Consider the following 25,837-nt stretch of genomic DNA (forward strand, 5'->3'; position numbering starts at 1 on the left):
AAAGTTTTGGTTAGAATGGAAGATCCTCGTCTCCCTCCGGTTCTTCAATGTCGGGTTGCGAAACCTGCGGAGTGGATGCTGAACCGGAGTTTTGCATTGCACCGCCCTGGTCTGGCGAACCCATGTTGTCAGCGCGGTTACCAAGCATTGTCATCTGGTCGCCATAAATCTCTGTAACGTAACGTTTGTTCCCGTCTTTGTCGTCGTACGAGCGGGTTCTTATTCGTCCCTCAATATACAGCTGACGGCCTTTGGTAACATATTTTTCAGCCACTTCGGCCAGGCCTCTCCACAATACAATATTGTGCCACTCGGTTGTAGTAACACGCTCACCACTTTTCGAGTTATAACTTTCTGATGTTGCCAAAGGGAAATTAGCTACTGCAACACCCGAATCAAGGTGACGAACTTCAGGATCTTTACCAACGTTTCCGATAAGAATTACTTTATTTACTGACATAATCTAAAATTTATATGGTTAACATTTTCAGGTTGTTACTACGCTGCAATTATAAACCGGTTTTTTAATTATATTCCCAATCCGGCCTCGTGTAAAAACTGTTCAACCAGTCGGGATACAGCAAATTTAGAAATATCTTTTTTATTTACCCGAATTAGAGGCGACGGATTATTAAAATTGCCCTGAACTTCAAGATATATCAATTTTGCATGAATAATCTGGTGGCTCAAAACATGCTTTTTTTGCCCGCTTATATATTTAATATTTAGTTGCGACGATTTAACCGGAAGATCTGCTTTTAACAGCTCCGAATCTGAAAGTGCTTTTTCGTACTCCATCAGCGGCAATTGATACAGGTTTTGCCAGATATCGCTGCCCGATCTTTTATCCAGCAAAATTGAATCGCCCATATCATAGATATAATAATAAAAATAGCGGTGCCGCTGTTTCGTCTTTTTTTCTTTTACCGGAAGTTGGTTAACAAGGCCATTCTTCAACGCGAAACAGGAATCAGAAAGCGGGCAGGTTTCGCATTTTGGCGATTTCGGAACACACTGCAAAGCGCCGAATTCCATAAGCGCCTGGTTGTGCATGCCCGGATTTTGCCCGCGAATCAATTCTTCAGCCAGCTGTTGAAACTCTTTTTTGCCTGCCGACGAGTCAATCGGTGTCTCAATTCCGTAATATCTCGACAGTACCCTATATATATTACCATCAACCGCAGGGAATGGAAGGTCGAACGCAATGGAAGCAATAGCTGCTGCTGTATATGGCCCAACTCCTTTTAATGCTAAAATGTTTTTGTAATCGTTTGGGAAAGTTCCGTTGTACTGCAATGCAATAATTTTTGCCGAAGCATGCAGGTTGCGGGCTCGCGAATAGTAACCCAGTCCCTGCCAGAGTTTTAGCACCTCGTCTTCGTGGGCACTGGCCAGGTCATTTACCGTTGGATAAGCTTCTGCAAAGCGGTAAAAGTAGTTTTTGCCTTGCTCAACCCTTGTTTGCTGAAGTATAATTTCCGAGAGCCAAATCTTGTACGGATCACGGTCTTTTCGCCACGGTAAATCACGCTTATTTATATGGTACCAATTGTAAATGTTGGTATGAAAATTGTCCATTCTATGCTAACTGGTTAAAAATCTTACAGAAAAACAAAAATAATTTATTTGAAATGCTTTCCGGTTTTATAATATTTTTTATTTTTGCATCCTCGAATAAAAACGATTAATATATTGAAAATTAAATATTTTAAGAGATGACTAAGGCAGATATTGTAAATGAAATTTCGAAAGAAACGGGAATTGAAAAGGTAACTGTTCAGAAAACAGTGGAAGCTTTTATGGAAACTGTAAAAGATTCACTGGTTGATGGCAAAAATGTTTATTTAAGAGGTTTTGGTAGTTTTGTTGTTAAGAAAAGAGCAGAAAAAACTGCCCGTAATATTTCTAAAAACACAACCATTATCATTCCTGCTCACAATATTCCTTCGTTTAAACCAGCGAAAACATTTGTATCAGAAGTTAAAAATCAAGTAAAATCATAGAGTTATGCCAAGCGGTAAAAAGAGAAAAAGACACAAGATGGCCACTCATAAGCGCAAAAAAAGATTGCGTAAAAACAGGCACAAAAAGAAAAAATAAGATTTTAGTGAATTAATTTCTTATAGTTAGTGATTAAACCTAAAGCATGCTAATGCTTTAGGTTTAGTCTGTTATAACGATTAGTATTAACCAATAGAAGTAGATGATTAAAAGGTTGTGAGTAGCGATTTAATAATTGATGTAACTCCATCCGAAATTGTTATTGCCTTACAGGAAAAGAAGAAGCTTGCAGAACTATCAAGAGAGAGAAGCGGGGCAAAATTCGCTGTCGGAGACATATACCTCGGCAAAGTGAAAAAAATTATGCCCAGTTTAAATGCTGCTTTTATCGATGTAGGCTACAGTAAAGATGCTTTTTTACATTACCTCGACATGGGGCCACAATTCGCCACGCTGAATAAATTCCTGCGAATTGCCTCATCACGAAAAAACAAAATTTCTTCAATCTCAAGGATTCACTCCGAACCCGACATTAATAAAGAAGGTAAAGTAAACGAGCTGCTAAAAGTTGGTCAGAAAATTTTGGTTCAGGTTGCAAAAGAACCAATTAATACAAAAGGCCCGCGGTTAACATCCGAAATCTCCATTGCAGGGAGGAATTTAGTTTTAATGCCATTTAGCGACAAAATATCAGTGTCGCAAAAAATCAGGTCAACCGAAGAAAAAAACAGGTTGAAAAAACTGATCCAGAGTATTAAACCCCGCAAATATGGAGTAATAATCCGCACTGTAGCAGAAGGAAAAAAAGTAGCAGAACTCGACAAAGAGCTTCGACGTTTGGTTGAAAAGTGGGAAACCACCTTTCAAAAGCTGAACAGAGCACAGGCTCCATCGCTGATAATCGGCGAGATTGACAGAACAACAGCCCTGTTGCGCGATATTTATCATCCCGACTTCAACAGCATTATTGTAAACGACCAATCGGTAGCGTCAGAAATTGCCGATTACATAGGTAGCATTCAGGCCGACAAAAGAAAGATAGTTAAATACTACAAAGGACGTCAGCCAATTTTCGAACACTACGGCATCGATAAACAAATTAAAGCCTCGTTCGGAAAAACCGTATCATTTAAAGATGGTGCCTATTTAATCGTAGAACACACCGAAGCGTTTCATGTTATTGATGTAAACAGCGGGAATCGCGCAAGGGCCGGGAACGACCAGGAAAAAAATGCCCTGGAAGTAAACCTGGCAGCCTGCGACGAAATAGCAAGACAATTACGGTTGCGAGACATGGGAGGAATCATTGTAATTGATTTCATCGACATGCATGTCGCGGCCAATCGCCAGAAAGTGAACGATCACATGAAGGAGGTTATGGCCGACGACCGGACCAAGCACAACATTCTTCCACTAAGTAAGTTTTGCCTGATGCAAATTACCAGGCAAAGAGTTCGTCCGGAAGAAAAAGTTGAGACTGCCGAAAGCTGTCCAACTTGTAAAGGAAGTGGAAAAGTTGTGCCTACTGTGTTATTTGCCGACGATATCGACGGTAAAGTAAACTACGCGCTAAAGGAACTGAACAAGAAGAAACTAAATCTGAAAGTTCATCCTTATACAGCTGCTTATCTTACAAAAGGCTGGAAAAGCCGCCAAAATAAGTGGTTTTTCAAGTACCTGAAATGGGTAAGCGTTGAAGCTGTAAATTCATATTCCTATCTGGAATATCATTTTTTTGATGAGAATGAAGAAGAAATTATTTTATAAAAGGAAAGCCGTTCATTATTGAGCGGCTTTTTTTATTTTCGCAGTAAGCAAAGTAATTCTGATGGCGTTAAAAAAACTGGTCTATATCATTCTTTTTCTTTTTATTGCAAGTTCCTCGAGTGCACTCGAAATAAAAGGTACGATCGATTTATCGGAGCAGTGGCAACCCAAGGTTTTTCTGGCTTTGCTAAATTCACCCAACGATATTTTTGTAGCCTCGCCCGATTTTATTATAGCCGAAACTTTTATAAATCCCGATGGTAGTTTCGAAATCAATACGCAGTCGGTACCCGACGACGAACGTTTTTACCGCCTCTATCTGGTGCAGGGCGATAATGCCTCGGTAGAGTTTAGTTCAACCCAAAACAAAAACTATTTTCATTTGCTGCTAAACCGGCAATCGGAAATTGTGCTGAATGCCACAACCCGGAATAATTCGCTGCAAGTAACAGCCTTAAATGGGAGCGATGATACAAAAGCAATTTTTGATTTTGACGAAAAGTTTCAGGAACAAAGCAGCGAGTTGAGTGGTCAGTTGCCAAAAGCACAAAGTACCTTCCTGTCGCAGGAGTTGGAAACCTTTATCCATTCGGTTGTAGCCGATGCCAATAATCCTTATGTTGGCATTTATGCGCTGTATCATATCGAAGATAAAGAGACCGATTTTTTGCGGAACAGCGATTTCTATTTTAACTTTCAAAAACGGCTGGAAGATGAACTTCCGGTAACACCATACACCGAAGCGTATTCCGAATTGTTGGATGAATTGATTGGCTTTCGTGAGTTCGTTTGTGAAATGCCGGGTGTGCAACCCAAATGGAAAGACTGGTTAATGCTGATTGAAGCGATAATTATTCTGATTCTTATAATCGTTTTGATTGCAGCGTACCGGCAATTAAAGAAAATGAGAAACCGGGAAAACGATCCGGCCAACAATCAGAAACCGCTTTATGAAGCCCTAACCCTAAAGCAACAGGAAATATTGGGGCTTTTAGCTGACGGAAAGACCAATAAAGAAATTGCCCAGGAACTTTTCGTAGAATTGAGTACCGTAAAAACCCATATTAACAATATATACAGGCAGTTGGGCGTGTCAACGCGTAAAGAAGCTGTCGACTTTCACAACTCTGTTAAAAGCCACGATTAGGGGGTCTAGACCCTATTTCAAACCCAGTCTATACTTCTTTTGTTAAACAGCATAAGGCGTTTTGTTGTTTTCTATCATAAATTTGTGCTATTCGTTAAAACACCATTGGTGTGATGAGCGATCAAAGTACAGAACACAATTTAGAAGGAATATCAAAGTTTATTTATAAAACTACAAAAAGAATGAAACGCATACTGTTTACGGTCTTTTTACTTACAACAGCTTTACTGGGCTTTTCACAAATTGTTGAGCCGGTAAAATGGAATTTTTCTCAAAACAAAATTTCTGACAACGAGTTTGAGTTGGTTTTCACCGCCACAATGGAAGATGGTTGGCACATGTATTCAACCGATTTGCCGGAGGGCGGTCCGATAAAAACCAGCTTTTATTTCGAGAATGTAGAAAATGCTGAATTAGTAGGAGAACCAACTCCGGATAAAGCCGTTACGGAAGAATTCGACAACTCCTTTCAGATGGATTTGCGTTGGTTTGAAGAGGAAGTAACTTTTACGCAGAAAGTAAAAGTATCAGGAATCGGAACTGTTGCAGGTTACGTGGAGTATATGAGTTGTAACGACGAAACCTGTACGCCACCGATGGAAGCAGAATTTTCGTTTGAATTAACCGGAGGAGCACAACAAACTGCAGCTGCCGAAACAACGGACGACAGCAGTAACAGAAACTACTGGAGTATTTTCTTCCTGGCATTTTTAGGCGGTTTTGCCGCTTTGTTAACGCCCTGTGTTTTCCCGATGATACCGATGACGGTAAGCTTTTTTACCAAACAAAGTAAAACCAAAGCCAAAGGAATCCGAAACGGAATTTGGTACGGAATATCAATCATACTTATTTATGTAATTCTCGGAACAGTGGTAACTGCCGTGTTTGGTGCCGAGAGTCTGAACAGCCTTTCAACAAACCCGTGGTTTAACCTGTTTTTTGCCCTGTTGCTTTTTGTTTTTGCCTTCTCGTTTATGGGAGCTTTCGAAATTGTATTGCCCAGCAGCTGGGTAAATGCAGTGGATAAAAAAGCCGACAAAGGTGGTTTGCTGGGCATTTTCTTCATGGCCTTTGCTTTGGCACTGGTTTCCTTCTCATGCACCGGACCGATTGTTGGGGCACTGATTGTTGAAGCTGCACGAAGCGGTGGTATGGCACCGGTGGTTGGAATGTTAGGATTCTCGCTGGCACTGGCAATTCCTTTTGCCTTGTTTGCCGCTTTCCCTGGGTGGTTGAACTCGCTGCCAAAATCAGGTGGCTGGTTAAATTCAGTGAAAGTAGTGTTGGGTTTCCTTGAGTTCGCTTTTGCATTCAAATTCCTGTCGATTGCCGATATGGTTCTTGACCTGCACATTCTGGAGCGCGAAGTTTACATCGCCATCTGGATTGCCATTTTCTTAGGATTGGCGCTGTACCTGTGGGGAAAAATAAAACTGCCGCACGATTCGCCAACTACAAATTTGCCGGTATCGCGCTTTGTGTTGGGAACCATGGTATTTGCTTTTGTAATTTATATGATTCCCGGATTGTGGGGGGCACCCGTAAAACTGATCAGTGGTTTCCCGCCGCCGGTTGATTATGCCGAATCGCCACTGGGAGTAGGACGTACGCAGCCTGCCGGAGCAGTTGCTACCGGTCATTCATCGGGAACAATGGCATCGGGAATGCACATTGGCCCGCACGGAATCCCGTTATTCGACGATTACGATAAAGCGTTAGCGCACGCCCGCGAAACCGGAAAACCGTTGTTGATCGATTTTACCGGAAAAGGTTGTACCAATTGCCGGAAAATGGAGGACAACGTTTGGGTAAAACAGGAAGTAAAAAACCTGTTCCTGGAAGATTATGTGGTTGTTTCGCTGTATGTTGATTTGAAAACAAAATTACCGGAAGAGGAACAATATGTTTCGGAAACAACCGGACGAAAAGTGAGATCGGTTGGAAATAAATGGACCGATTTCCAGATATCGAGATTTAACAGAAATACACAGCCTTATTACGTGGTATTGGATGAAAACGAAAATCAGATAGGAGAGGGATACAGTTATGATCCGGATCCGGATGATTTTATTGAGTGGCTAAACGAAGGATTAACAAAATTCAAAAAATAAAACAGATGAAGAAGCTAATTTTTGCACTGGGATTTATTGCCATTACAGCCTTTGCTCAGGCGCAAATGATTGTGCCTGTGAAGTGGGACGTAGAAATTAAGCCATTAAAAGGTGGTAATCAGTATGAGATTGTTGCTACGGCAAAAATCGATATGGGTTTTAAACTATACGGGGTAAACATGGAAGATGGCGGACCGGTAAAAACCTCGTTTAATTTCGAGACGCTGGAGAACTGTAAAGAGTTTGGAAAAGCCGTTGAGGTTACACCGTCGCATACCATGCACGACAAGATTTTTGATATGGAGGTAACTTATTTTAAAGACAAGGCTGTTCTTTCGCACAAAGTGTGGGTAACAGAAAAGCCTGCTAAAGTTGCCGGTTATATCCAATGGATGAGTTGCAACGACGAAATGTGCACTCCTCCAACCGATGAAGAATTTGAGTTTGTGATCGAGTAAAATCGCTCGCTATTCAGATAGTTGAAAGTAAAAACTGCACTAAAGCCGGGAACGTAAGTTTCCGGCTTTTTTGTGCCTGGATAAAGGAAAAAACCTTTATGATTAAGGGCTAAAGCCCGGAGTGTTTGGCGGTTGACTAACCCTGGTATTAATGCCGGGCTTAAGTATAATGGCACTACTCTTGGGCTTTAGCCCTCAAAATTTAAAGAAAGAACCAGCCGGGCAAGCATTAAACTAAAGTTTACGAGCCAAATTCTTCCCGGCCGGCGTTTATACAAAAGTTTACGCTTCAAAAACTTTCCGGCCTGCGTTTAAAAGTAAGTTTAAAGGCTAAAAACTTGCTGCGCAAGGTTTGAACTAAAGTTTAACGCATGAAATCTTGCCGGCCGGCATTTAAGCACACTTTTAAGCCTCGGAAATGTTTTTTGCTTTAAACTTTTCGAAGATATATTTGGCAATTTTTACTTGAATATTTATCTAACCTCTCTCCTGTCTCTCCCTTCTGTGAAGCTACCCTTTATACACAAATATTTTACGCTTAATTTTCAAGAAAGGACCTCTATATGAGGGCATGACACGTTTCATTTTCAATCTGTTTTTGCATTTGCGCCTTTTTTAATGCTTATCATTAACCCCGGACGACACTTTCCGCCATCCGGCGGTTCGTTTGCCCGGGGCTGAATTATTACGGACTTTCAGCCCTGTAATATTCAATCGGTTGTTGTTTTAAAAAAGAAAAAGCACTGAAAGTGCATTTTGCTTTAGCCCGGGGCAGAGTAATTCAGCGAATTACGTCGCCCTGGGGCAGGATAATTTGATTTCAATCGTCCGGCGAAGAAAAAATGAACGAAGCCAGGCGGTTCTTCCGGACGAAATTCAAACGGCAACACTCATAAAAATGAGGACTTTTCAATAAAAAAGTCCATGATTCAAAAACCATGGACTTTCTTTTATCGTTGAAATGACTTTTTTATTCTGCCTTTTTCGGTAGGAATACCACATCTACAACATCCGCATCGGTATAAAATTCTTTTGTGAATTTCTGAATTTGTTCAGTTGTTAGGCCATCCAGAATTTCATCGAAGTTTTCTTCTGCATCAGGATTAAAGCCGTGGTAGTATTTGTTATAAAGCGCATTCATCCAGTAATTGTTATGCTCTTTGGCTTGTGCCCGCTCTTTTTTCAGGTTCAGAATAACCTTGTCCAGGTCTTCCTGAGTAGGGCCGTCAGCAACGATCTTTTCTATTTCGCGGAAGATGATCGATTTCAGATGATCAGCTTTTTCAGGATCGGTATCAAAATTGATTTGTAAAGTTTTCCGCTCGTACGGGTATTGATTCGATGATGAACCAACGCCAACACCATAAGTTCCGCCTTCTTTTTCGCGCACTTCTTCGGTGTAACGCAATTGCAGAATTGCTTTTAAAACATTCAGCTCAACATTACTTACGGGTGAATAGCCCAACTCTTTACGGATAAGAATATAAACCGTTCCTTTTTCAGTTTGTAAGGGTACTTCAATTTTCTTTTCGGTGATGCCATCCGGCATTCTAACTTTGTGGTCAACCCACTTTTCTTCGCCCGGAAGGTCTTTTAAGGATCCAATGTATTTAACGGCCATTTCCTTTGCCACTTCTTCGTCGATGTTTCCAACAATAAAAAAGGTGAAGTCTCCGACGTCTTTAAAACGGTCCTGGTACAGCTCTTCCATTTGAGCGAAAGTGATCTCGTCAAACATTGTTGCCGACATCAGTTTTGTACGCTCGTTATATCCGGTTGCGATTAATGACATCGAATCGCTCATAATCTTCTGCGGATTATTGGCCATGTTTTGCAAGTAGGCTACGTAGCGGCTTTTTAACGCTTCGTAAGCTTCTTCATCAAAACGAGGATTATTGAATTGCAGGTAAAGCAACTGCATCATTGTTTCAAAATCCTTTGGAGTACTGCCGCCATTAAATCCTTCGGTAACATCGCCCAAACTGGTTGCCACAGAGGCGGTTTTTCCGGTTAATACTTTGCGTAAAGCAATGGCGTCGAAATCGCCAACACCAAACGATCCGATGAACTGAGGAAGCATTGTGGCAGCCTGAAGATCGTCGGTACCCAGCAATGAGTTTCCTCCCGGACTGTAAGCACGCAGTGATACTTCATCTTTTTCGTAGTCGGCATGTTTAAACACCACGGTGGCATTATTGCTCAGTTTCCATTCTACAGCGTCAAGGTCTTCCAGCTTTTTTGTTGAAACAACTTCAGCACCCCGTAATTCACCTTCAACCAACGATGCGGCTTCAGCTGTATCTTCATACGGATCGATAGTCGAATTTTCAACCTCGGCCAAAATCGCAAAAGCTTCGTCCTGGGTAAGGTGTTTTACGTCGCTGTTTGGCCCCGTGATTACGATTACACGGTTTTTGTCAACGAACATATCAGTAGCCATTTTATTTACATCGGCCAGCGTGATGGTTTCCAGAATTGCCTGACCAAATTGCCAGTCGAATTCGGCGTCGGTAAGCGGTTCGCCTTCCAGAAAGTAGTTTTGAATGCCGCTTACATATTGATCGTTACTGATTTTGTCGCGTTGTTTGTAGGCACTTTCCATCGAGGTAAGCAGGTTTACTTTGGCACGGTTCAGTTCGCCCTCGGTAAATCCATGACGGACGATACGTTGCGCTTCGGTGTAAATCGCTTTCAGTCCTTCATCTTCTTTATTGGGGTTTGCTGTGGCCGAAATAAATGCTGCATCGTAGCCTCTCACAAAACCTCCAACCTGAACACCTCCTGAAATAAAAGGAGGATTTCCTTTTTGAAGCAGCTCCGAAATTCGTTCGCCGCTCATTTGATTCAGAAGAGTGACAATATAATCTTCGCGCAGGTAACCAATGTTTTTGTCTTCGCGCGGAGTGGCTTTGTGTTTAATATAGATTGAAATACTTGAGTTTGTAGCTTCTTCGTCGGTTGCCAAAACAAACTTTGTTTCATCGTGCTCCGGAATTTCAAATTGCGGGCGTGGTTGTGGATTTTCAACAGCCGGTATTTTCGAGAACAGCTCTTTTACTTTTGCTTCAACCTGGTCAACGTCGATATCGCCAACAATGGCAATCGCCTGCAAATCGGTACGGTACCAGTCGTGGTAGAAACTGCGTAAAGTTTCGGGCTCGAAATTTTTAATAATGTCGAGGTCGCCAATTATATCGCGCTCGGCCCATTTCGAACCTTCAAAAACCACAGGAAACCACTGGCTGCGCATTCTAAAACTTGCATTACGTCGTGTTCTCCACTCTTCGGAAATAACACCGCGTTCCAAATCAATTTCTTCTTCGGTTAGCAACAGGTAATTCGACCAGTCGTTAAGTACCAAAAGGCACGAATCAATAAGTCCTTCGCGGGTAGCAGGTACATCGCTCAGGTTGTATACCGTTTCGTTAAAAGCGGTGTATGCGTTGATGTTTCGGCCAAAAGCCACGCCGTTTTTTTCGAGGTAATCCAGAAAGCCTTTTCCCGGATAGTGCTCGGTGCCGTTAAAGGCCATGTGCTCGAGAAAGTGCGCCAGACCATTTTGGTTATCGTTTTCAAGCAGGGCACCAACATTTTGTATCATGTAAAAACTTACCCGCTCTTTGGGCTCCTCGTTATGACGGATAAAATAAGTCATTCCGTTATCCAGTTTTCCTGTTCTGATGGCGGGATCAACCGGAACTGCTTGTTTGAGCATGTCTTGTGCCGACACAAAAAACGGGGCGATTACTAAAAATGCCAGCATCGATAAAACAAATTTCTTCATATTTTCTTTTTTGTAGTTCGTTGTTGAACTGTGTTTGATTTTAAGTATTACTCTGTGAGTATAGTATTAACATCTGAAATTACAGAAAGGATGAAAATAGTAATTATTTTTTTTGTTTTTGTAATTTTAGAGGATATAACCGGCGACACCGATGAATGGAACGAACGCCGAATTTAAACAAGAGCGAAATGGGAAACGAGAAACTTATATTTTGGAACGTTGACACGCAGGTGGATTTTGTGGAACCCGAAGGTAAATTATATGTAAAAGGGGCCGAAAAGATAAAACCGCTGTGGCAACAAATCACTGATTTTGCAAAGGAGAAAAATATACGGGTAGTGAATACGGCCGATTACCATTATCCGGAATCGGAAGAACTTTCTGATGAACCGGACTTTGTAAATACCTTCCCTCAGCATTGTATGGCCAACACTCCGGGAGCGGAATACGTTACCGAAACGCAACCTGAAAATGCAGTGGAGTTTGACTGGGATAAAGACTATGATACTTTTGATGCGGTTAGATCAGCACGAAATATACTTATCCGGAAAGATGCTTTTGATGTGTTTGCCGGAAATCCTTATACTGACAATATTCTTCAAATTCTGTCACCTGAAACTGTTGTGGTTTATGGTGTAACCACCAATGTTTGTGTAAACGATGCAGTTGTTGGCCTGTCGAAAAGGGTGAAGCGTGTTATTGTTTTGCAGGACGCGATAAAAGAACTACCCAACATTCCTTTGCCTTTTGAGGCGTGGGAAAAGCTGGGCGTTGAAATGATGGCCTTTGAAGATTTGGAAAGTGTGATTTAAAACGAACGCAGATAACGCGGATTTAGCCGATGGCACTGATGTTTTCGATCTGCGAAAATCTGTGATATCTGCGTGCAAAATTAGATTGTGAGCTTTTAAGCGCTAAGCGGTTCAAAACCCATAGCAAGAAGTGTTTTTCGAAATGGCATAAAAAAAGAGCCGCTTTTTGAAAAAACGGCTCTTTAACAGTCAATTAAAACTGCGTACAATATTTTTATTTCTTACAGTCTTTACAAGCGTGGTAAATACCGTCGAACATTTCTTTTACGTCAGAAGCGGCTACTGCCGAGAAGGCAACACGTAATACGTTACCCAAGGCAATTAATCCGATTCCGTATTTTTTAATCAGCAACTGGCGAACTTCTTCTCCAACCAAACCTTCTGCCAACTGAACACACATAAAGTAGCCCGAGTTGTATGGAATAGCTTCAAAACACTCTTTGTATTTTTCGTCGGTTAAAGCTTCTTTTACCGCATCGTAACGTTTTTGCATGATGTGGTATTTTGCTTCTTTTTGTTGTGCGTATTCTTCGCTTTCGAAAGCTGAAAGCAGTAACGATTGTGAGATATTGGCTGCATTCGAAATGTTTCCACGAATGGCACCTGCAGTTTTTGCTTCCAGCGCACTGTATAATTCAGCGTCGCCACCTTTAATTCCGTAGGTGATAAATCCAACACGGAAACCCCAAACGTAATCTTCTTTTGTAGCGCCATCAACTTTTACAGCCAACACATTTTCGTGTAACTGGCTCAATGGTGCGAAAATACTTTCGGTAGCAATTCCTTCTTCGTAAACCAGTCCGAAGTAAGCATCGTCGGTAATGGTAACGATTTTGTTACCCGCTTCAGCAGCTTTTTTTATGATGTCCACAATGGCATCCTGCTCTTCAACAGTTGGTGTATAACCCGATGGGTTATTCGGGAAATTCAGAATAACGATTTTTTTACCGATTCCGCCTTCGTTTAATTTGGCCTCAAACGATTCAAGGTCAAAACCTCCATCTTTAAAAAGGTTGAATTTGCCCAACGAACAACCGTAAGCATTGGTAAGGGTTAGATTATAGTTACCCCAGAAAAGATCGGGAACAATAATTTCATCTTCTGCATCGGCAAACATATAACCTGCCATGCTGATACCATGCGTAAGAGCATTGGTAACTACCGGTAAACTCAGTTCAACTCCATCGAGTGACGGGTTTTTCTCGTAGATCATGCTCTTCCATTTTGCCCTGATATCAGGACGACCAAAACTTGGGGCATAAGGAAATACCAGCGATGGATCCATATTGATCTTTGAAGCCACAGCTTCCAGTCGCATAGGTGTTCCGTCGTCCTCAATTGCGGCTCCAATGGTTGCATTAATCTTTGTTCCTTTAGCTTCAGCGGTTTGTCCCAGAATTCCTTTTTTAGGGAAGAAAATATTCTTGCCTCTTTCAGAAAGCAGTTCAAAAACGGGTGTGCTTTTTGCTTGAATTACGCTGTTAAGTTCAGCAGCCTGTGGATTCATAATCAATAATATTTGTCTGTTATAATTTTGGTGCAAGATAGGAAAACCCTTAATGAAAAGCGAAGTTTTTTTAACAAGTCAAATTCATTTTTGATAAATAGCTAACATATTGAAAGTACAGGCTTGAGGAATGTTTGGGATATGCCGAAAAAGTAGCTTCAATCTAAACCGACCGCACGGCTCCAACTACGATAAAAAAGCCAAGTAAAGCCACCAAACCGGCAAGTACCGTGAATAAACGATATTGTTTTTTATTCAGCCAGTCGAGTACCATAGCTACCAGTGCCAATACCGCTGAACCAATAAAACTGAGGTATGCCGGCAAAAGCTGTGCTTCAATGGGCGCTTCATTAATAATTTCGTCGTTTAATTCTTCGTGCATTATCTCTTCGGGAGTTAAAAACTGTCCGGGTGCAAGGTAGTCGCCCAGAAAAACATATACCGAAAACAAGCCCAAAGCGATAAACGCTGCAAGGCCAACTAAACGGAACGCTTTTTTGTTTTCAACCCAACCGTAAATTATGCCAAACAATGCGGCGAAAATGATCCACTGAGGAAAGGTGTAAAGAAATACTTCTGTCATTGATTATTAAATTACCGGAAACAAAGTTTAAAATTTTTCTTAAATGTAAAAAGCCTTTTGTGCTTACAAGTTGTAAAACCTTATTTTCGCCTGAAATAATTGAAAAACAATGCAAAAATTAGAAATAGATCCGAAAGCCAAAGGTTTAATATTCGATTTAGACGGCACACTGGCCGATACCATGCCTGTGCACTTTGTTGCTTACCAGAAGATCCTTAAAAAGTATGGTATTGATTATTCTGCAAAAATGTTTTTGGCACTGGCAGGTGTTCCGGTGGTGGAAACCATTGTTAAAATTAACGAGGTTTATGGGGCGTCGCTGAATCCTGAGGAAGTGGGGAATGAAAAGGAGGCAGAATACGAACGTATGATGGACAAAATTAAACCAATTGATCCGGTAATCGATCTGGTAAAACAATACCACGGGAAGTTGCCAATTGCTGTTGGAACCGGCGGTTATACCCGTCTCTCCTGGAAAACGCTTGAGATTATTGGCTTAAAAGATTACATTGAAATACTGGTTTCTGCCAACGATGTGCAAAACCCAAAACCGCACCCTGAGACATTTTTACGTTGTGCCGAACAGATGGGCGTAAAACCCGAAGACTGCCAGGTTTTTGAGGACGGAGAGCCGGGAATGAAAGCCGCGCGTGCCGCCGGAATGATGGCCACACTGGTAACCGATTATTACGATGTTTTTAAAGCATAACATATCGGGATTAATCTGAGGTAGTTAACCTTCAGCCAGATTAATTGTGTGCAAAAAATCGGGAGAAAGAATATGCAGGTCGTTTATTTACGACTAAATTTGAAGGGAATAATACTTAAAAAGTCGAATGGATTTTAATGTAGTATCAGATTATAAACCTACCGGAGATCAGCCCGAGGCGATAAAACAACTTGTTGAAGGAATAGAGAACGGAGAGCGTTTTCAAACCCTGCTTGGGGTAACCGGCTCGGGAAAGACCTTTACAATGGCCAATGTTATAAAAGAGGTGCAGCGCCCCACGTTGTTGCTGAGCCATAATAAAACGCTGGCCGCTCAGTTGTACAGCGAGATGAAACAGTTTTTCCCAAATAACGCTGTGGAGTATTTTGTTTCGTATTACGACTATTACCAGCCCGAAGCTTATTTGCCAACCACCGATACTTACATTGAAAAAGACCTTTCGATTAATGAGGATATTGAAAAATTACGACTGAGTGCAACTTCAGCTTTGCTGTCAGGAAGGCGCGATGTAGTAGTGGTTTCGTCGGTTTCGTGTTTATACGGAATTGGAAATCCGGAGGATTTTCATGCTAACGTAACAAAGGTAAAAGTTGGCGACGAAGTTTCGCGAAATGCCTTGTTGTACAATTTTGTTGAAGCGTTGTATAGCCGGAGCGAAGTGGAATTTAAACGGGGAAATTTCAGGGTAAAAGGTGATACCGTTGATATTTTTCCTGCTTATGCCGATGTGGCTTACCGCATAACTTTCTGGGGCGATGAGATTGAAGAACTGGCAAGTTTTGATCCTGAAGACGGACTAACAATCGAAACGCTGGATGAGATTGTAATTTACCCGGCCAATATTTTTGTTACCACAAAAGACCGCATGAAATCGGCCATTCATCAAATTCAGGATGATTTGGTAAAGCAGGTAGCGTTTTTTAAAGAAATAGGAAAACCGCTGGAAGCCAAACGTATTTTAGAGCGTACCGAATATGACATGGAAATGATGCGTGAACTGGGTTATTGCCCCGGAGTGGAAAACTATTCACGTTATTTCGACGGGCGAGCACCGGGAACCAGACCGTTCTGTTTGATGGATTATTTCCCCGATGATTTTCTGGTGGTAATTGACGAAAGCCACGTTACCATTCCGCAAATACGCGCCATGTATGGAGGCGATAATTCACGGAAAACAAACCTTGTGGAATACGGATTTCGTTTGCCCGCTGCCATTGATAACCGCCCGCTGAAATTTGAAGAGTTTGAAACCCTGGTCAATCAGGTGGTATATGTAAGTGCTACGCCTGCCGACTATGAGCTGGCCAAATGCGAAGGTGTTGTGGTTGAGCAGATCATTCGCCCTACCGGTTTATTGGATCCGATAATCGATGTGCGGCCAAGTACCAATCAGATTGATGATTTGCTGCACGAAATTCATCTCCGTATCGATAAAAACGAGCGCGTACTGGTTACCACCCTTACCAAAAGGATGGCGGAAGAACTTTCGAAATACCTGGTGAATATGGGCGTAAAAACCCGATACATTCACTCCGATGTGGATACCATGGAACGCATTGAAATAATGGAGCAACTGCGAAAAGGGGAGTTTGATGTGCTGGTAGGAATTAACCTGCTGCGGGAAGGACTGGACTTGCCGGAAGTGTCGTTGGTTGCCATTTTGGATGCGGATAAGGAAGGCTTTTTACGCTCCGAACGATCGCTGACACAGACCGCAGGACGTGCAGCGCGTAACCTGAACGGCATGGTAATTATGTATGCTGACAAGATTACTGCTTCCATGCAAAAGACCATCGACTCGACCAACTACCGCCGCGAAAAACAGTTGAAGTACAACGAAGAAAACAATATTGTACCGAAAGCAATTGTAAAACCAACACGCGAAATTATTGGTTACCAATACCGGAGCGACAAAACTCAGGAATACGAAGGCGGAATGGGACAGCCTGATATTGCTGCCGACCCTGTTGTTCAGTATATGAGTGTTGAAGGGCTGGAAAAAGCGGTTGAGAAAACGAAAAAGCAAATGCAGGCATCAGCTAAGGATCTTGATTTTATTGAAGCAGCCCGTTTGCGCGACGAGATGTTTGCTTTACAGGCCTTGATTCAGGAGCGTAAGCAGGGAAAGAAAAAATAGACAGGTTTGGCTGACGGCAATAATGTGCGGTTAAGCTAATTTAACGCGACGAAAAAGTGATCCGGGGCCGCATAAATAGTCTGTTCTTTAAAAAAGTGTATTTTTGCCGCAAAATTGTGATAAATGGAGTTTTCATTTTCAAAATTGATAAGTGACGTTAAGCTGATCCTTGTAAATCCGAATGGGTTTTGGGTGGAGCAAAAAGAAACGGCCGACAGTAAACAACTTTGGCTGACTTACCTGTTGCCAATAGCATTGGCAGGGGCAGTTTCTGTTTTTATTGGCGAGTTTTTCAAACGCACCGACTTTTTTATTCAGTTCCCCTTGTTAAAGGCAGCGCGCGAAATTTTACTTTTTGTTTTGCAATACTTTATCAGTGTGTTTTTTACCAAAGAGCTGATGAAGACTTTCGGAGGAGAAAAGAATATAGATCTGGCACGTAAACTGGTTGTCTATTCCATGACACCGATGCTTTTGGTTTCGGTAATTACCGGTCTGTTCCCGTTTTTATACGTGGTTGATATTTTTGGAATTTACAGCTTTTACCTGTTTTGGATTGGAGCAAAAGAGTTGCTAACTTTCCCTGAAAATAAGGAACAGAGCTACATAATAATCACAATTGTGGTTAACTTCTTTATATTTAGTTTTTTAAGCGTTTTCTTGTCGAAAGTGCTACTGATTTTTTAATTTAATCACCGGAAATATGTCACATAAGCCACAACAAAATATTAGCATAAAGAACCGTAAAGCCTCGTTTAATTATGAGCTTATCGAGCGTTTTGTGGCCGGACTTAAGTTGGTTGGAACCGAGATTAAATCTATCCGCAACGGGAAAGTTAATCTCACCGATGCCTACTGTACGCTTATCCGGGGCGAAATGTATGTGATTAATCTGCATATTGCCGAATACGAGCTGGGTACCGTCAATAATCATATTGCCAAACGCGACAGAAAGTTATTGCTGAATAAAAAGGAAATTGAGAAGCTCGATAAAAAGGTAAAAGAATCGGGACTTACCATTGTGCCTACAAAACTGTTTGTTAACGACCGTGGCCTGGCAAAACTCGAAATTGCACTGGCTCGTGGTAAAAAAACATACGATAAGCGTGAAACATTAAAAAGCAAAGATGCCAAACGCGATATCGATCGGGCAATGAAGTTTTAGCAGGCTCAAGGCAAAAGCAGAAAGTTGAGCGTAGCGAAATCCCGACCGTAGCGTCGGTAGCAAAAGTTGAGAAGAGCAGCTGCAAGTTACAAGTATCTAGCTGCGAGACGTGAGTTACGAGTATCTTCAAGTATCCGAAATTCAAGATCAAGCATCCAGCACACTGTACACTTTCAATTCAACAATTTATCAGTTTGTCAATCTTTTATCAAGAGAAGTAAACCACAGAGATTCGCAGAGAAGTCACGGAGTTGCATCGAGAATCGAGAATCCAGGATCAAGTATTCAGCTGCGAGCCACTAGCCACTAGCTACGAGTGTGTGAAATCAAGTATCGTTGACTATCCAGCATCCAGTATCCAGAATCACTCCTTCAATCCCTCAGTTACTCAATCCCTCAGTAACTCATTCCTAAACACTTTCCAAATTCTCAAAAGGAATAATCATATCGCCTTTGTATTTTAGCAACAGGTTGGCAACGGCCATGGTGTCTTTTTCGCAGTATTTTACAATGCGGTCAATATCTTTTTCTTCCCAATAAACTTTAGCAACCTGACTACCGTCGATGTCGTCTTTTGGTGTTGGAATATTAAAAAGCTCGCACAGCAGCGATAAAGAGGTGTAATGTTTATAGTCGCCAAATTTCCAGAGTTGCAGGGTGTCGATCAAAATATCTTTTACCTCCCAGGGTTTGGCACCGGCAATGTCGAGCACTTTCGGAAGGGTTAAATTGTTTACCAAAGCTCTTCGCGAAATGTAGGGGAAATCGAATTCCTGGCCGTTGTGCGCACAAAGTCGGCGTTTTCCGGCGCGTGCAAAACTATCCAGCGCATTAAAGAAATTCTGGATCAGCTTTTTCTCGTCCTCATCATAAAACGATTTCACACGAAAATAAGGTTCACCTTTTTTCTGAACAACGTAACCGGCCGAAATACAGGCAATTTTACCAAACTCGGCATAAATTCCGGCACGCTCATATAACTCGTGCGGTAGTTTGCCATCGTTGATCTGGAACTGCATTTTGCGCTCCCAAAGTTGTTGCCATTTTTCGTTTAGCACGGTATATTCCGGTGCCAGCGGTACAGTCTCAATGTCGAGAAAAAGAATTTCTTCGATGTTTAAGTTTTTAAGCATCAGCTTTTGTTTAAAGTTTGTAGTATGTGGTTGGTTAAAATCTGTATGGCAATTTTGTTTTTGCCTCCCTGTGGTACAATAATATCGGCGTAACGTTTTGTTGGTTCGATAAACTGAATATGACTTGGGCGAACCGTTTTTTTGTAGCGTTTAAGCACCTGTTCCACGTCTCTGCCGCGCTCTTGTATATCTCGTTGTATTACGCGTGCCAGCCGAACATCCGAGTCACAATCAACATAAACCTTTATATCCATTAAATCGCGTAATGCAGCATTTGTAAGACACAAAATTCCTTCAATTATCAGTACTTGTTTTGGTTTAACAATATTTGTTTCTGCCTGCCTGGTGCAGCTGATAAATGAATACACCGGCTCTTCAATAGATAACCCTTGTTTTAGTTTTTTTACATGGTCAATCATTAAATCAAACTCAATGGAATCGGGGTGGTCGAAGTTTTTCTGCCTGCGTTCTTCCAGCGAAAGATCGCTGTTGTCGTAGTAATACGAGTCGTGCGAAAGTATAGCTACTTCGTTATCGCAGAACTTCTCGCTAATTTTTTTTACAACCGTGGTTTTACCCGATCCGGTGCCGCCTGCAATGCCAATTACCAGCATACTGTCCAATTTAATTGTTAAATGATAATTGAAGATTAAAATTAAACGCTAAGAAAACACTATTTTCGCAGCCATAAAAGTACAAGTTACAAAAAATAGACAGCAATGATTAATCACGTCGTTCTTTTTAAATTGAAGGATTATCCGGCCGAAGAAAAAACGGAAGTAATTGCCGAACTAAAAGCAATGCTATTGGGTTTAAAAGATAAAATTGCCGAATTAAAGCATATTGAAGTAGGTGAAAATTACGAGTTAGACTCGAAAAGTTACGATTTGGCCTTGATTTCGCATTTCGAAAGTGTTGAAGACCTGGATGTATATCGTGTGCATCCCGAGCATTTAAAAGTGGTAAAACGTGTAGGCGAAACCACAGAGGCACGTGCTGCTGTTGACTTCAACTTTTAATTTATTATAGTATTTAAAAGATAATCCGTACGAATTATGAGTAATCTGTATCCGATAAAATTCAACCCGATCTTTCATGAAAAAATCTGGGGTGGAAACCGAATGAAAACCATCCTGAATAAAGATTTTGGCGACATGCCCAACTGTGGCGAAAGCTGGGAGCTCTCGGGGGTTGATGGAAACATTTCGGTGGTAAGCAATGGCTTTTTGGCCGGCAACGACCTGAACGAGTTGATTGAAATATACATGGGCGATTTGGTAGGCGACAAGGTTTATGAAAAGTTTGGAAATGAATTTCCGCTACTTATAAAATTTATCGATGCACAGGACGATCTGTCTATTCAGGTTCACCCCGATGATAAACTGTCGAAAGAAAGACACAATGCCTTCGGAAAAACTGAAATGTGGTATGTGGCCGGTACAGAAAAAGGCGCACTTATCAACTCCGGATTTAACCAGGTAGTTGATCGCGAAAAGTACCTTGAATATTTCAACTCGGGTAAATTAACCGATTTACTGCATTACGATGAGGCACAGGTTGGCGATGTTTTCTTTATTCCGGCAGGCCGTGTTCATGCTATTGGAAAAGGCTGTTTGGTGGCCGAAATTCAGCAAACATCGGATGTTACTTACCGTATTTTCGATTACAACCGTAAAGACGACAACGGAAACGAGCGCGAATTACATACTGATCTGGCATTGGATGCCATCGATTTTTCGTATTCGAGCCAGTATAAAACAGATTACAAGACAGAGAAGAACAAAGCGGTAGAAATTGTAAGCTGCCCGTATTTCACTACCAATATTATCGAATTTGATAAAGAGCAGGATAAAGATTACAACCAGCTTGATTCGTTTGTTATTTACATGACTATGGAAGGTGATTTTGAAATCGTTACGGAAGAAGGATCAGAAACAGTATCGATGGGAGAGACCGTTCTTTTGCCGGCCAGCCTTGAGTCGGTGCAACTGAAACCCAAAAGCGAATCAGTAAAAATCCTCGAGGTTTATATCAAATAGCAGAATATTTCTTACCTTAAGAAATCATTCTAAAAACGCACCTTTTATGGAGATAAAAGAAGCTCAGTTTGTGATGAGCAATACTGCAGTCGACAAATGTCCGGCACCCGATCGGCCGGAGTATGCTTTTATAGGCCGGTCGAATGTGGGCAAGTCATCGCTGATAAATATGCTTACGAATAAAAGATCGTTGGCAAAAATTTCGGGCAAACCCGGAAAAACCCGCCTGATCAATCATTTCCTTATCAACAAAGAATGGTACCTGGTTGATTTGCCCGGTTACGGTTACGCGCAAGTGCCAAAAGCCGAGCGCTTGAAATGGGAGAAAATGCTCAAAAATTATATCCTGAAAAGGGAAAACCTGTATTGCCTGTTTGTTTTGATCGACTCGCGCCACGAGGCACAAAAAGTTGATCTTGAATTTATGGAATGGCTGGGCATTAGCGAAATTCCTTTCAATATAGTTTTTACCAAAACCGATAAGTTGAAGCCTAAGGAGCTGGAAGACAATTTGAAAGCATACGAAGAAAAGATGTTTCAAATTTGGGAAACAATGCCCGGGTATTTTGTTTCTTCGGCTGAAAAGGGCATTGGAAAAGACGAAATTCTGCGAATGATAGACGAGGTGAATAAAGCCCACTAGACTTTCGTTGAACTAAATGAGCTAACAATTATTTTAGAAACATGTAAAGTTGTTAACTTTGCAAAATCTTTACTATTAAAGAAATCAAGATGGCGAAACATAGAGTATTGCTGAATTTTACTTCTGAAATGTGGTCTTACCGGCTCGCCATATCTACTCCAACACAATTTGTTGAAACAAAAAATCATTAAATAAATGGAGATGAAAACTCACCCACTTAAAATTTTTACCGGACGAGCAACCCGGCATTTAACTGAAAAAATTTGCGATAGTCTGGACGTTGATCTGGGACATTCGTCGTGCCCGGTTTTTGCCGACGGCGAATTTGAACCCTGTTACGAAGAGACGATTCGTGGCTCGCATATTTTTATCGTGCAGTCGACACCACCAACTGCCGATAACCTGTTGGAGCTTTTGTTAATGGTTGATGCCGCAAAACGTGCAAGCGCCTACAAAGTAATTGCCGTAATACCATATTTTGGTTATGCGCGTCAGGACCGTAAAGACAAACCAAGGGTTTCTATCGGTGCGAAACTGGTTGCCGACCTGCTTACCGTTTCCGGAATCGACAGGCTGATTACTATGGATTTGCATGCCGACCAGATTCAGGGATTTTTTGATGTACCGGTAGATCATTTATACGCATCAACGCTTTTTGTTCCGTTTATCGAAAAAATGGGACTGGATAATGTCGTTATCGCGTCGCCGGATGTGGGTGGTACAAAGCGTGCCAATACCTATGCAAAAATGTTAAACACCGGTATCGTTATTTGTCACAAAACACGTGCACGTCCTAACGAGGTGGGTAACATGACCGTTATTGGTGATGTTGAAAACAAAGACGTAATTATTGTTGACGACATGATTGATACTGCAGGAACAATTACCAAAGCTGCCAACCTGATGAAGAAAAAAGGTGCAAGAAGTGTTCGAGCTTTTGCGGCACACGGAGTATTGTCGGGACCGGCCCTGGAAAGAATTGAAAAATCGGAGTTGGAAGAAGTATATTTTACCGATTCGATTAAACCAAAAACAGGCTGCGATAAAATTAAATATATCACAACTGCCGAGGCTTTTGGTGAAGCCATTCGCAGGGTTTATAAAAATCAGTCAATAAGTTCGTTATATTATAAATAATTTCTATTTTTGCACCGCTTTTTCCATAAGCAGACGCATTAATGATGTGCATGCTGTTTGCCCGACCCACAGGAAGGGAGGACTGAGTACCATATTTATTAACGTAAATTATTTAAAATGAAATCAGTAGTAATTAAAGGAGAATTAAGAAGTTCTCTTGGAAAGAAAGACGCAAAAAAACTTCGCGTTGAAGAGAAAGCTCCTGCAGTATTGTACGGTGGCGAGCAGCCAATTCACTTCGCAGTTTCTTTTGCCGAGTTAAGACAATTAGTTTATACACCAAGCGTATACCTTATCGACCTAGACATTGATGGTACTGTATATAAAGCAATTATGCAAGACATTCAGTGGCACCCGGTTGAGGAGTTGGTACTTCACGTTGATTTCCTTGAAATCAAAGATGATAAACCAGTAAAAATCAACATTCCTGTAAAAATTGAAGGTTTTGCTAAAGGTTTAAGAAAAGGTGGTAAATTAAACAGCACACTTCGTCGTTTGAGCGTAAGAGCTTTGGCTGCGAACTTACCTGATACAATCAATATTGATGTAACAAAACTTGATATCGGCCAAAGTATTAAAGTGGCTGACCTGAATATTCCGGGAATCGAGCTGTTAGATCCTAAATCGAACGTAATCGTTGGTGTTGGTATTACAAGAGCTGCAAGATCGGCTGCCGGTGCAATGGTTGACGACGATGAGGAAGAAGAAGCAGCAGCAGAAGGTGCTGAAACTTCAGAAGCATCTGAAGAATAAATTATATTCATGTGAAATGCGTCTTGTTTAGTCAAGGCGATTCATCTGAAATAAAACGAAAAACAGATGAAATACTTAATTGCCGGACTCGGTAATATAGGACCAGAATATAAAAATACTCGCCATAATATTGGCTTTCAAATATTGGACGCACTCGCTGAGGCGTCCAATATTAGTTTTAACGATAATCGTTACGGTTTTGTGGCTGAATATAAGTTCAAAGGCCGAACGTTTATTTTGTTAAAGCCAACCACTTACATGAACCTGAGTGGGCGGGCAGTAAATTACTGGTTACAAAAAGAGAAGATCGATATAAAAAACATGCTGGTGCTGGTTGACGACCTGGCATTGCCATTTGGTACCCTAAGAGTACGCGCTAAAGGCGGGGCTGGAGGGCACAACGGGCTCGAAAACATTAACCAGGTGCTGGGACGAAACGATTATGCCCGTTTGCGTTTTGGCATTGGCGACGATTTCCATAAAGGGCACCAGGTAAACTATGTGTTGGGCGAGTGGTCGAAAGAAGAGCAAAAAGAATTGCCGTTTAAAATAGACGATTCAATTGAAATAATAAAAAGCTTTGGAACACTTGGTGTCGAGCGCACAATGAATTTCCATAACAAGCGATAAATGGCTGAAGGAGTTCGCATAGATAAATGGTTGTGGGCCGTGCGGATTTTTAAAACCCGCAGTCAGGCTACCGAAGCCTGTAAAAAAGGCCATGTAACAATTGGTGATTCAGTAATAAAAGCCTCGCGCGAAGTACATGTAGGAGAGATCGTAAAGGTGCGGAAATCGCCAATTACCAAAAGTTTTAAAGTGCTGGCGCTTACCGGAAAAAGAATGGGAGCCAAACTGGTTACTGATTTTGCTGAGGATGTAACGCCACCCGAGGAAATCGAATTGCTCGAGATGCAAAAAAACATGCGCTGGAGTGTTCGCGAAAAAGGCACCGGACGACCAACCAAAAAAGACCGCCGTGATTTGGATGACTTTTTTGAGTGGTAAGGGATTGAAGGGATGAAGGATTGATTCTGGATACTGGATACTCGTAACTCGCGGCTCGCAGCTCGAAACAAAAAACAAAAATTATGCTTGTAGCAAAACAAAAACGAAAAGAGAATATTGCCGAATACATCTTGTATTTGTATCAAATTGAAGACATGATCAGGGCTTTTAAACTGGACATGGAGCTTATCGAGGAACGTTTGGTAGCCAATTACAAAGCCGATGATAAAACCAAAGCTGCCATAACTGATTGGTATGCCAATTTGGTGCTGATGATGGATAAAGAACAAATCAGGGAGAAAGGGCATTTTCAGTTTCTTGACAACCTGGTTTCGGATGTAAACGATTTTCATTTAAAGCTGATGGAAACCTCGAAAGACGGTATGTACGTGCAAACCTACAAAACTGTTGCGGGGCTGGTATCGGAGTTGAAAGAGAAAAACCCGGAAGCCAAAAATGATGTAGACCTGGGAATTACCGCTGTTTACGGTTTTCTGCTGCTTAAAATGCAACAAAAAGATATTTCGATTGATACCCTGGAGGCCATAAAACGTATTAGCAAATGGTTGGGCGATTTATCGAAACTATACCGCGATTTCGAAAACGGTGATTTTGATTTCTAAATAATCTTTACTTCAATTCCCCGAAACACAGTAACCAATCCCTTTCTATTTTCAGATACTCCTGCTATAAAAATAGTGCTGCGAGCAGGTAAAAATGCCTTGCGAGTAATTAATAAAGGCGTGCGAGCATTAGATAATGGAATGCGAGCAACAAAAAAACACATGCGAGCTACTAATAAACAGGTGCGAGCTATACTCGCATGGCAATAATTCTTACTCGCACATCTATATTTATAGCTCGCACTATATTAAAAATAGCTCGCACGTAAATATTAGTAGCTCGCACTACGATATTATAT

Annotated in this window: 26 protein-coding genes; 19 read left to right on the top strand and 7 right to left on the bottom strand. The window is 41.5% G+C overall.

Annotated elements, in window-relative coordinates:
• Positions 1-10: 10 nt before the first annotated feature.
• Together LH29_RS18760 and mutY are read right to left on the bottom strand one after the other, a co-directional pair.
• Entirely contained in the window at positions 11-460 is a 450-nt protein-coding gene (locus tag LH29_RS18760) for a single-stranded DNA-binding protein (RefSeq protein WP_045032689.1), read from the bottom strand.
• Between the two features lie 68 nt (positions 461-528).
• Positions 529-1,578: an A/G-specific adenine glycosylase gene (mutY, locus tag LH29_RS18765; protein ID WP_045032690.1), complete on the bottom strand. Its 1,050-nt coding sequence runs from the start codon at positions 1,576-1,578 to the stop codon at positions 529-531.
• A gap of 137 nt (positions 1,579-1,715) precedes the next feature.
• Here mutY and LH29_RS18770 point away from each other — a divergent pair, with 137 nt between their 5' ends.
• The 5 genes from LH29_RS18770 (at position 1,716) to LH29_RS18790 (ending at position 7,484) form a co-directional block, all read left to right on the top strand.
• On the top strand, positions 1,716-2,003 hold the full coding sequence (locus LH29_RS18770) for an HU family DNA-binding protein (protein ID WP_045032691.1): 288 nt from the start codon (positions 1,716-1,718) through the stop codon (positions 2,001-2,003).
• A 214-nt stretch (positions 2,004-2,217) separates the two neighbouring features.
• Complete coding sequence (locus tag LH29_RS18775; protein WP_045032692.1) at positions 2,218-3,768, top strand: Rne/Rng family ribonuclease; 1,551 nt, start codon at positions 2,218-2,220, stop codon at positions 3,766-3,768.
• 61 nt (positions 3,769-3,829) lie between these two features.
• Complete coding sequence (locus tag LH29_RS24970) at positions 3,830-4,915, top strand: helix-turn-helix domain-containing protein (RefSeq protein WP_052671081.1); 1,086 nt, start codon at positions 3,830-3,832, stop codon at positions 4,913-4,915.
• 182 nt (positions 4,916-5,097) lie between these two features.
• A complete protein-coding gene (locus tag LH29_RS18785) occupies positions 5,098-7,026 on the top strand; it encodes a protein-disulfide reductase DsbD family protein (protein ID WP_045032831.1) in 1,929 nt (642 codons plus the stop codon).
• Between the two features lie 5 nt (positions 7,027-7,031).
• Complete coding sequence (locus tag LH29_RS18790) at positions 7,032-7,484, top strand: protein-disulfide reductase DsbD domain-containing protein (RefSeq protein ID WP_157493758.1); 453 nt, start codon at positions 7,032-7,034, stop codon at positions 7,482-7,484.
• 970 nt (positions 7,485-8,454) lie between these two features.
• On the opposite strand, the gene LH29_RS18795 is transcribed toward LH29_RS18790, so the two are convergent.
• Entirely contained in the window at positions 8,455-11,268 is a 2,814-nt protein-coding gene (locus tag LH29_RS18795) for a M16 family metallopeptidase (RefSeq protein ID WP_045032696.1), read from the bottom strand.
• Between the two features lie 54 nt (positions 11,269-11,322).
• Between LH29_RS18795 and LH29_RS25040 the strand changes: the two genes are divergently transcribed.
• Together LH29_RS25040 and LH29_RS24060 are read left to right on the top strand one after the other, a co-directional pair.
• Positions 11,323-11,445, top strand: coding sequence for a hypothetical protein (locus LH29_RS25040; RefSeq protein ID WP_262485567.1), 123 nt, complete (start codon positions 11,323-11,325; stop codon positions 11,443-11,445).
• A gap of 11 nt (positions 11,446-11,456) precedes the next feature.
• Complete coding sequence (locus tag LH29_RS24060; protein ID WP_198152501.1) at positions 11,457-12,080, top strand: cysteine hydrolase family protein; 624 nt, start codon at positions 11,457-11,459, stop codon at positions 12,078-12,080.
• 214 nt (positions 12,081-12,294) lie between these two features.
• Here the strand turns inward: LH29_RS24060 and LH29_RS18805 are convergent, their stop codons facing one another.
• Positions 12,295-13,587, bottom strand: a complete 1,293-nt coding sequence (locus LH29_RS18805) for an aminotransferase class I/II-fold pyridoxal phosphate-dependent enzyme (protein ID WP_045032698.1) — start codon at positions 13,585-13,587, stop codon at positions 12,295-12,297.
• Between the two features lie 163 nt (positions 13,588-13,750).
• Positions 13,751-14,170 carry a hypothetical protein gene (locus LH29_RS18810; protein ID WP_045032700.1) on the bottom strand — a complete coding sequence of 140 codons (420 nt, stop codon included), beginning with the start codon at positions 14,168-14,170 and terminating at the stop codon, positions 13,751-13,753.
• 109 nt (positions 14,171-14,279) lie between these two features.
• Here LH29_RS18810 and LH29_RS18815 point away from each other — a divergent pair, with 109 nt between their 5' ends.
• The 4 genes from LH29_RS18815 to smpB all read left to right on the top strand — a co-directional run bounded on the left by LH29_RS18815 (position 14,280) and on the right by smpB (position 18,202).
• Entirely contained in the window at positions 14,280-14,879 is a 600-nt protein-coding gene (locus tag LH29_RS18815) for an HAD family hydrolase (RefSeq protein ID WP_045032702.1), read from the top strand.
• A gap of 127 nt (positions 14,880-15,006) precedes the next feature.
• Complete coding sequence (gene uvrB / locus LH29_RS18820) at positions 15,007-17,037, top strand: excinuclease ABC subunit UvrB (RefSeq protein WP_045032704.1); 2,031 nt, start codon at positions 15,007-15,009, stop codon at positions 17,035-17,037.
• Positions 17,038-17,160: 123 nt separating this feature from the next.
• Positions 17,161-17,724 carry a Yip1 family protein gene (locus LH29_RS24065; protein WP_052671083.1) on the top strand — a complete coding sequence of 188 codons (564 nt, stop codon included), beginning with the start codon at positions 17,161-17,163 and terminating at the stop codon, positions 17,722-17,724.
• Between the two features lie 16 nt (positions 17,725-17,740).
• Positions 17,741-18,202, top strand: a complete 462-nt coding sequence (gene smpB / locus LH29_RS18830; RefSeq protein ID WP_045032706.1) for an SsrA-binding protein SmpB — start codon at positions 17,741-17,743, stop codon at positions 18,200-18,202.
• Between the two features lie 410 nt (positions 18,203-18,612).
• Here the strand turns inward: smpB and LH29_RS18835 are convergent, their stop codons facing one another.
• Both LH29_RS18835 and udk read right to left on the bottom strand, forming a co-directional pair.
• Positions 18,613-19,335, bottom strand: a complete 723-nt coding sequence (locus tag LH29_RS18835) for a 3'-5' exonuclease (RefSeq protein ID WP_045032708.1) — start codon at positions 19,333-19,335, stop codon at positions 18,613-18,615.
• Positions 19,335-19,949, bottom strand: a complete 615-nt coding sequence (gene udk / locus LH29_RS18840) for a uridine kinase (protein ID WP_045032711.1) — start codon at positions 19,947-19,949, stop codon at positions 19,335-19,337. Before udk ends, LH29_RS18835 begins: the two co-directional genes overlap by 1 nt.
• Before the next feature lie 105 nt (positions 19,950-20,054).
• Between udk and LH29_RS18845 the strand changes: the two genes are divergently transcribed.
• The 8 genes from LH29_RS18845 (at position 20,055) to LH29_RS18880 (ending at position 25,538) form a co-directional block, all read left to right on the top strand.
• On the top strand, positions 20,055-20,354 hold the full coding sequence (locus LH29_RS18845) for a Dabb family protein (RefSeq protein ID WP_045032712.1): 300 nt from the start codon (positions 20,055-20,057) through the stop codon (positions 20,352-20,354).
• Between the two features lie 36 nt (positions 20,355-20,390).
• Complete coding sequence (locus tag LH29_RS18850) at positions 20,391-21,374, top strand: type I phosphomannose isomerase catalytic subunit (protein ID WP_045032714.1); 984 nt, start codon at positions 20,391-20,393, stop codon at positions 21,372-21,374.
• 46 nt (positions 21,375-21,420) lie between these two features.
• A complete protein-coding gene (yihA, locus tag LH29_RS18855) occupies positions 21,421-22,017 on the top strand; it encodes a ribosome biogenesis GTP-binding protein YihA/YsxC (RefSeq protein WP_045032716.1) in 597 nt (198 codons plus the stop codon).
• A 201-nt stretch (positions 22,018-22,218) separates the two neighbouring features.
• The gene (locus tag LH29_RS18860; protein ID WP_232302863.1) at positions 22,219-23,154 is read left to right on the top strand and encodes a ribose-phosphate pyrophosphokinase; all 936 of its coding nucleotides are present in this window, start codon (positions 22,219-22,221) and stop codon (positions 23,152-23,154) included.
• 117 nt (positions 23,155-23,271) lie between these two features.
• Positions 23,272-23,907, top strand: coding sequence for a 50S ribosomal protein L25/general stress protein Ctc (locus LH29_RS18865; RefSeq protein ID WP_045032720.1), 636 nt, complete (start codon positions 23,272-23,274; stop codon positions 23,905-23,907).
• A 66-nt stretch (positions 23,908-23,973) separates the two neighbouring features.
• A complete protein-coding gene (gene pth, locus LH29_RS18870) occupies positions 23,974-24,537 on the top strand; it encodes an aminoacyl-tRNA hydrolase (RefSeq protein ID WP_045032722.1) in 564 nt (187 codons plus the stop codon).
• Positions 24,538-24,915, top strand: a complete 378-nt coding sequence (locus LH29_RS18875) for an RNA-binding S4 domain-containing protein (RefSeq protein WP_045032724.1) — start codon at positions 24,538-24,540, stop codon at positions 24,913-24,915.
• 83 nt (positions 24,916-24,998) lie between these two features.
• A complete protein-coding gene (locus tag LH29_RS18880; protein ID WP_045032726.1) occupies positions 24,999-25,538 on the top strand; it encodes a DUF4924 family protein in 540 nt (179 codons plus the stop codon).
• Positions 25,539-25,837: the final 299 nt, after the last annotated feature.

The sequence above is a fragment of the Draconibacterium sediminis genome (assembly GCF_000949475.1).
Classification (GTDB): Bacteria; Bacteroidota; Bacteroidia; order Bacteroidales; family Prolixibacteraceae; genus Draconibacterium; species Draconibacterium sediminis.

Excerpts from the sequence above, each read along its gene's own strand:
- LH29_RS18760 (WP_045032689.1), bottom strand. The coding sequence starts at position 460 with ATGTCAGTAAATAAAGTAATTCTTATCGGAAACGTTGGTAAAGATCCT.
- mutY (WP_045032690.1), bottom strand. The coding sequence starts at position 1,578 with ATGGACAATTTTCATACCAACATTTACAATTGGTACCATATAAATAAG.
- LH29_RS18770 (WP_045032691.1), top strand. The coding sequence starts at position 1,716 with ATGACTAAGGCAGATATTGTAAATGAAATTTCGAAAGAAACGGGAATT.
- LH29_RS24970 (WP_052671081.1), top strand. The coding sequence starts at position 3,830 with ATGGCGTTAAAAAAACTGGTCTATATCATTCTTTTTCTTTTTATTGCA.
- LH29_RS18785 (WP_045032831.1), top strand. The coding sequence starts at position 5,098 with ATGAAACGCATACTGTTTACGGTCTTTTTACTTACAACAGCTTTACTG.
- LH29_RS18790 (WP_157493758.1), top strand. The coding sequence starts at position 7,032 with ATGAAGAAGCTAATTTTTGCACTGGGATTTATTGCCATTACAGCCTTT.
- LH29_RS18795 (WP_045032696.1), bottom strand. The coding sequence starts at position 11,268 with ATGAAGAAATTTGTTTTATCGATGCTGGCATTTTTAGTAATCGCCCCG.
- LH29_RS24060 (WP_198152501.1), top strand. The coding sequence starts at position 11,457 with ATGGGAAACGAGAAACTTATATTTTGGAACGTTGACACGCAGGTGGAT.
- LH29_RS18805 (WP_045032698.1), bottom strand. The coding sequence starts at position 13,587 with ATGAATCCACAGGCTGCTGAACTTAACAGCGTAATTCAAGCAAAAAGC.
- LH29_RS18810 (WP_045032700.1), bottom strand. The coding sequence starts at position 14,170 with ATGACAGAAGTATTTCTTTACACCTTTCCTCAGTGGATCATTTTCGCC.
- LH29_RS18815 (WP_045032702.1), top strand. The coding sequence starts at position 14,280 with ATGCAAAAATTAGAAATAGATCCGAAAGCCAAAGGTTTAATATTCGAT.
- uvrB (WP_045032704.1), top strand. The coding sequence starts at position 15,007 with ATGGATTTTAATGTAGTATCAGATTATAAACCTACCGGAGATCAGCCC.
- LH29_RS24065 (WP_052671083.1), top strand. The coding sequence starts at position 17,161 with ATGGAGTTTTCATTTTCAAAATTGATAAGTGACGTTAAGCTGATCCTT.
- smpB (WP_045032706.1), top strand. The coding sequence starts at position 17,741 with ATGTCACATAAGCCACAACAAAATATTAGCATAAAGAACCGTAAAGCC.
- LH29_RS18835 (WP_045032708.1), bottom strand. The coding sequence starts at position 19,335 with ATGCTTAAAAACTTAAACATCGAAGAAATTCTTTTTCTCGACATTGAG.
- udk (WP_045032711.1), bottom strand. The coding sequence starts at position 19,949 with ATGCTGGTAATTGGCATTGCAGGCGGCACCGGATCGGGTAAAACCACG.
- LH29_RS18845 (WP_045032712.1), top strand. The coding sequence starts at position 20,055 with ATGATTAATCACGTCGTTCTTTTTAAATTGAAGGATTATCCGGCCGAA.
- LH29_RS18850 (WP_045032714.1), top strand. The coding sequence starts at position 20,391 with ATGAGTAATCTGTATCCGATAAAATTCAACCCGATCTTTCATGAAAAA.
- yihA (WP_045032716.1), top strand. The coding sequence starts at position 21,421 with ATGGAGATAAAAGAAGCTCAGTTTGTGATGAGCAATACTGCAGTCGAC.
- LH29_RS18860 (WP_232302863.1), top strand. The coding sequence starts at position 22,219 with ATGAAAACTCACCCACTTAAAATTTTTACCGGACGAGCAACCCGGCAT.
- LH29_RS18865 (WP_045032720.1), top strand. The coding sequence starts at position 23,272 with ATGAAATCAGTAGTAATTAAAGGAGAATTAAGAAGTTCTCTTGGAAAG.
- pth (WP_045032722.1), top strand. The coding sequence starts at position 23,974 with ATGAAATACTTAATTGCCGGACTCGGTAATATAGGACCAGAATATAAA.
- LH29_RS18875 (WP_045032724.1), top strand. The coding sequence starts at position 24,538 with ATGGCTGAAGGAGTTCGCATAGATAAATGGTTGTGGGCCGTGCGGATT.
- LH29_RS18880 (WP_045032726.1), top strand. The coding sequence starts at position 24,999 with ATGCTTGTAGCAAAACAAAAACGAAAAGAGAATATTGCCGAATACATC.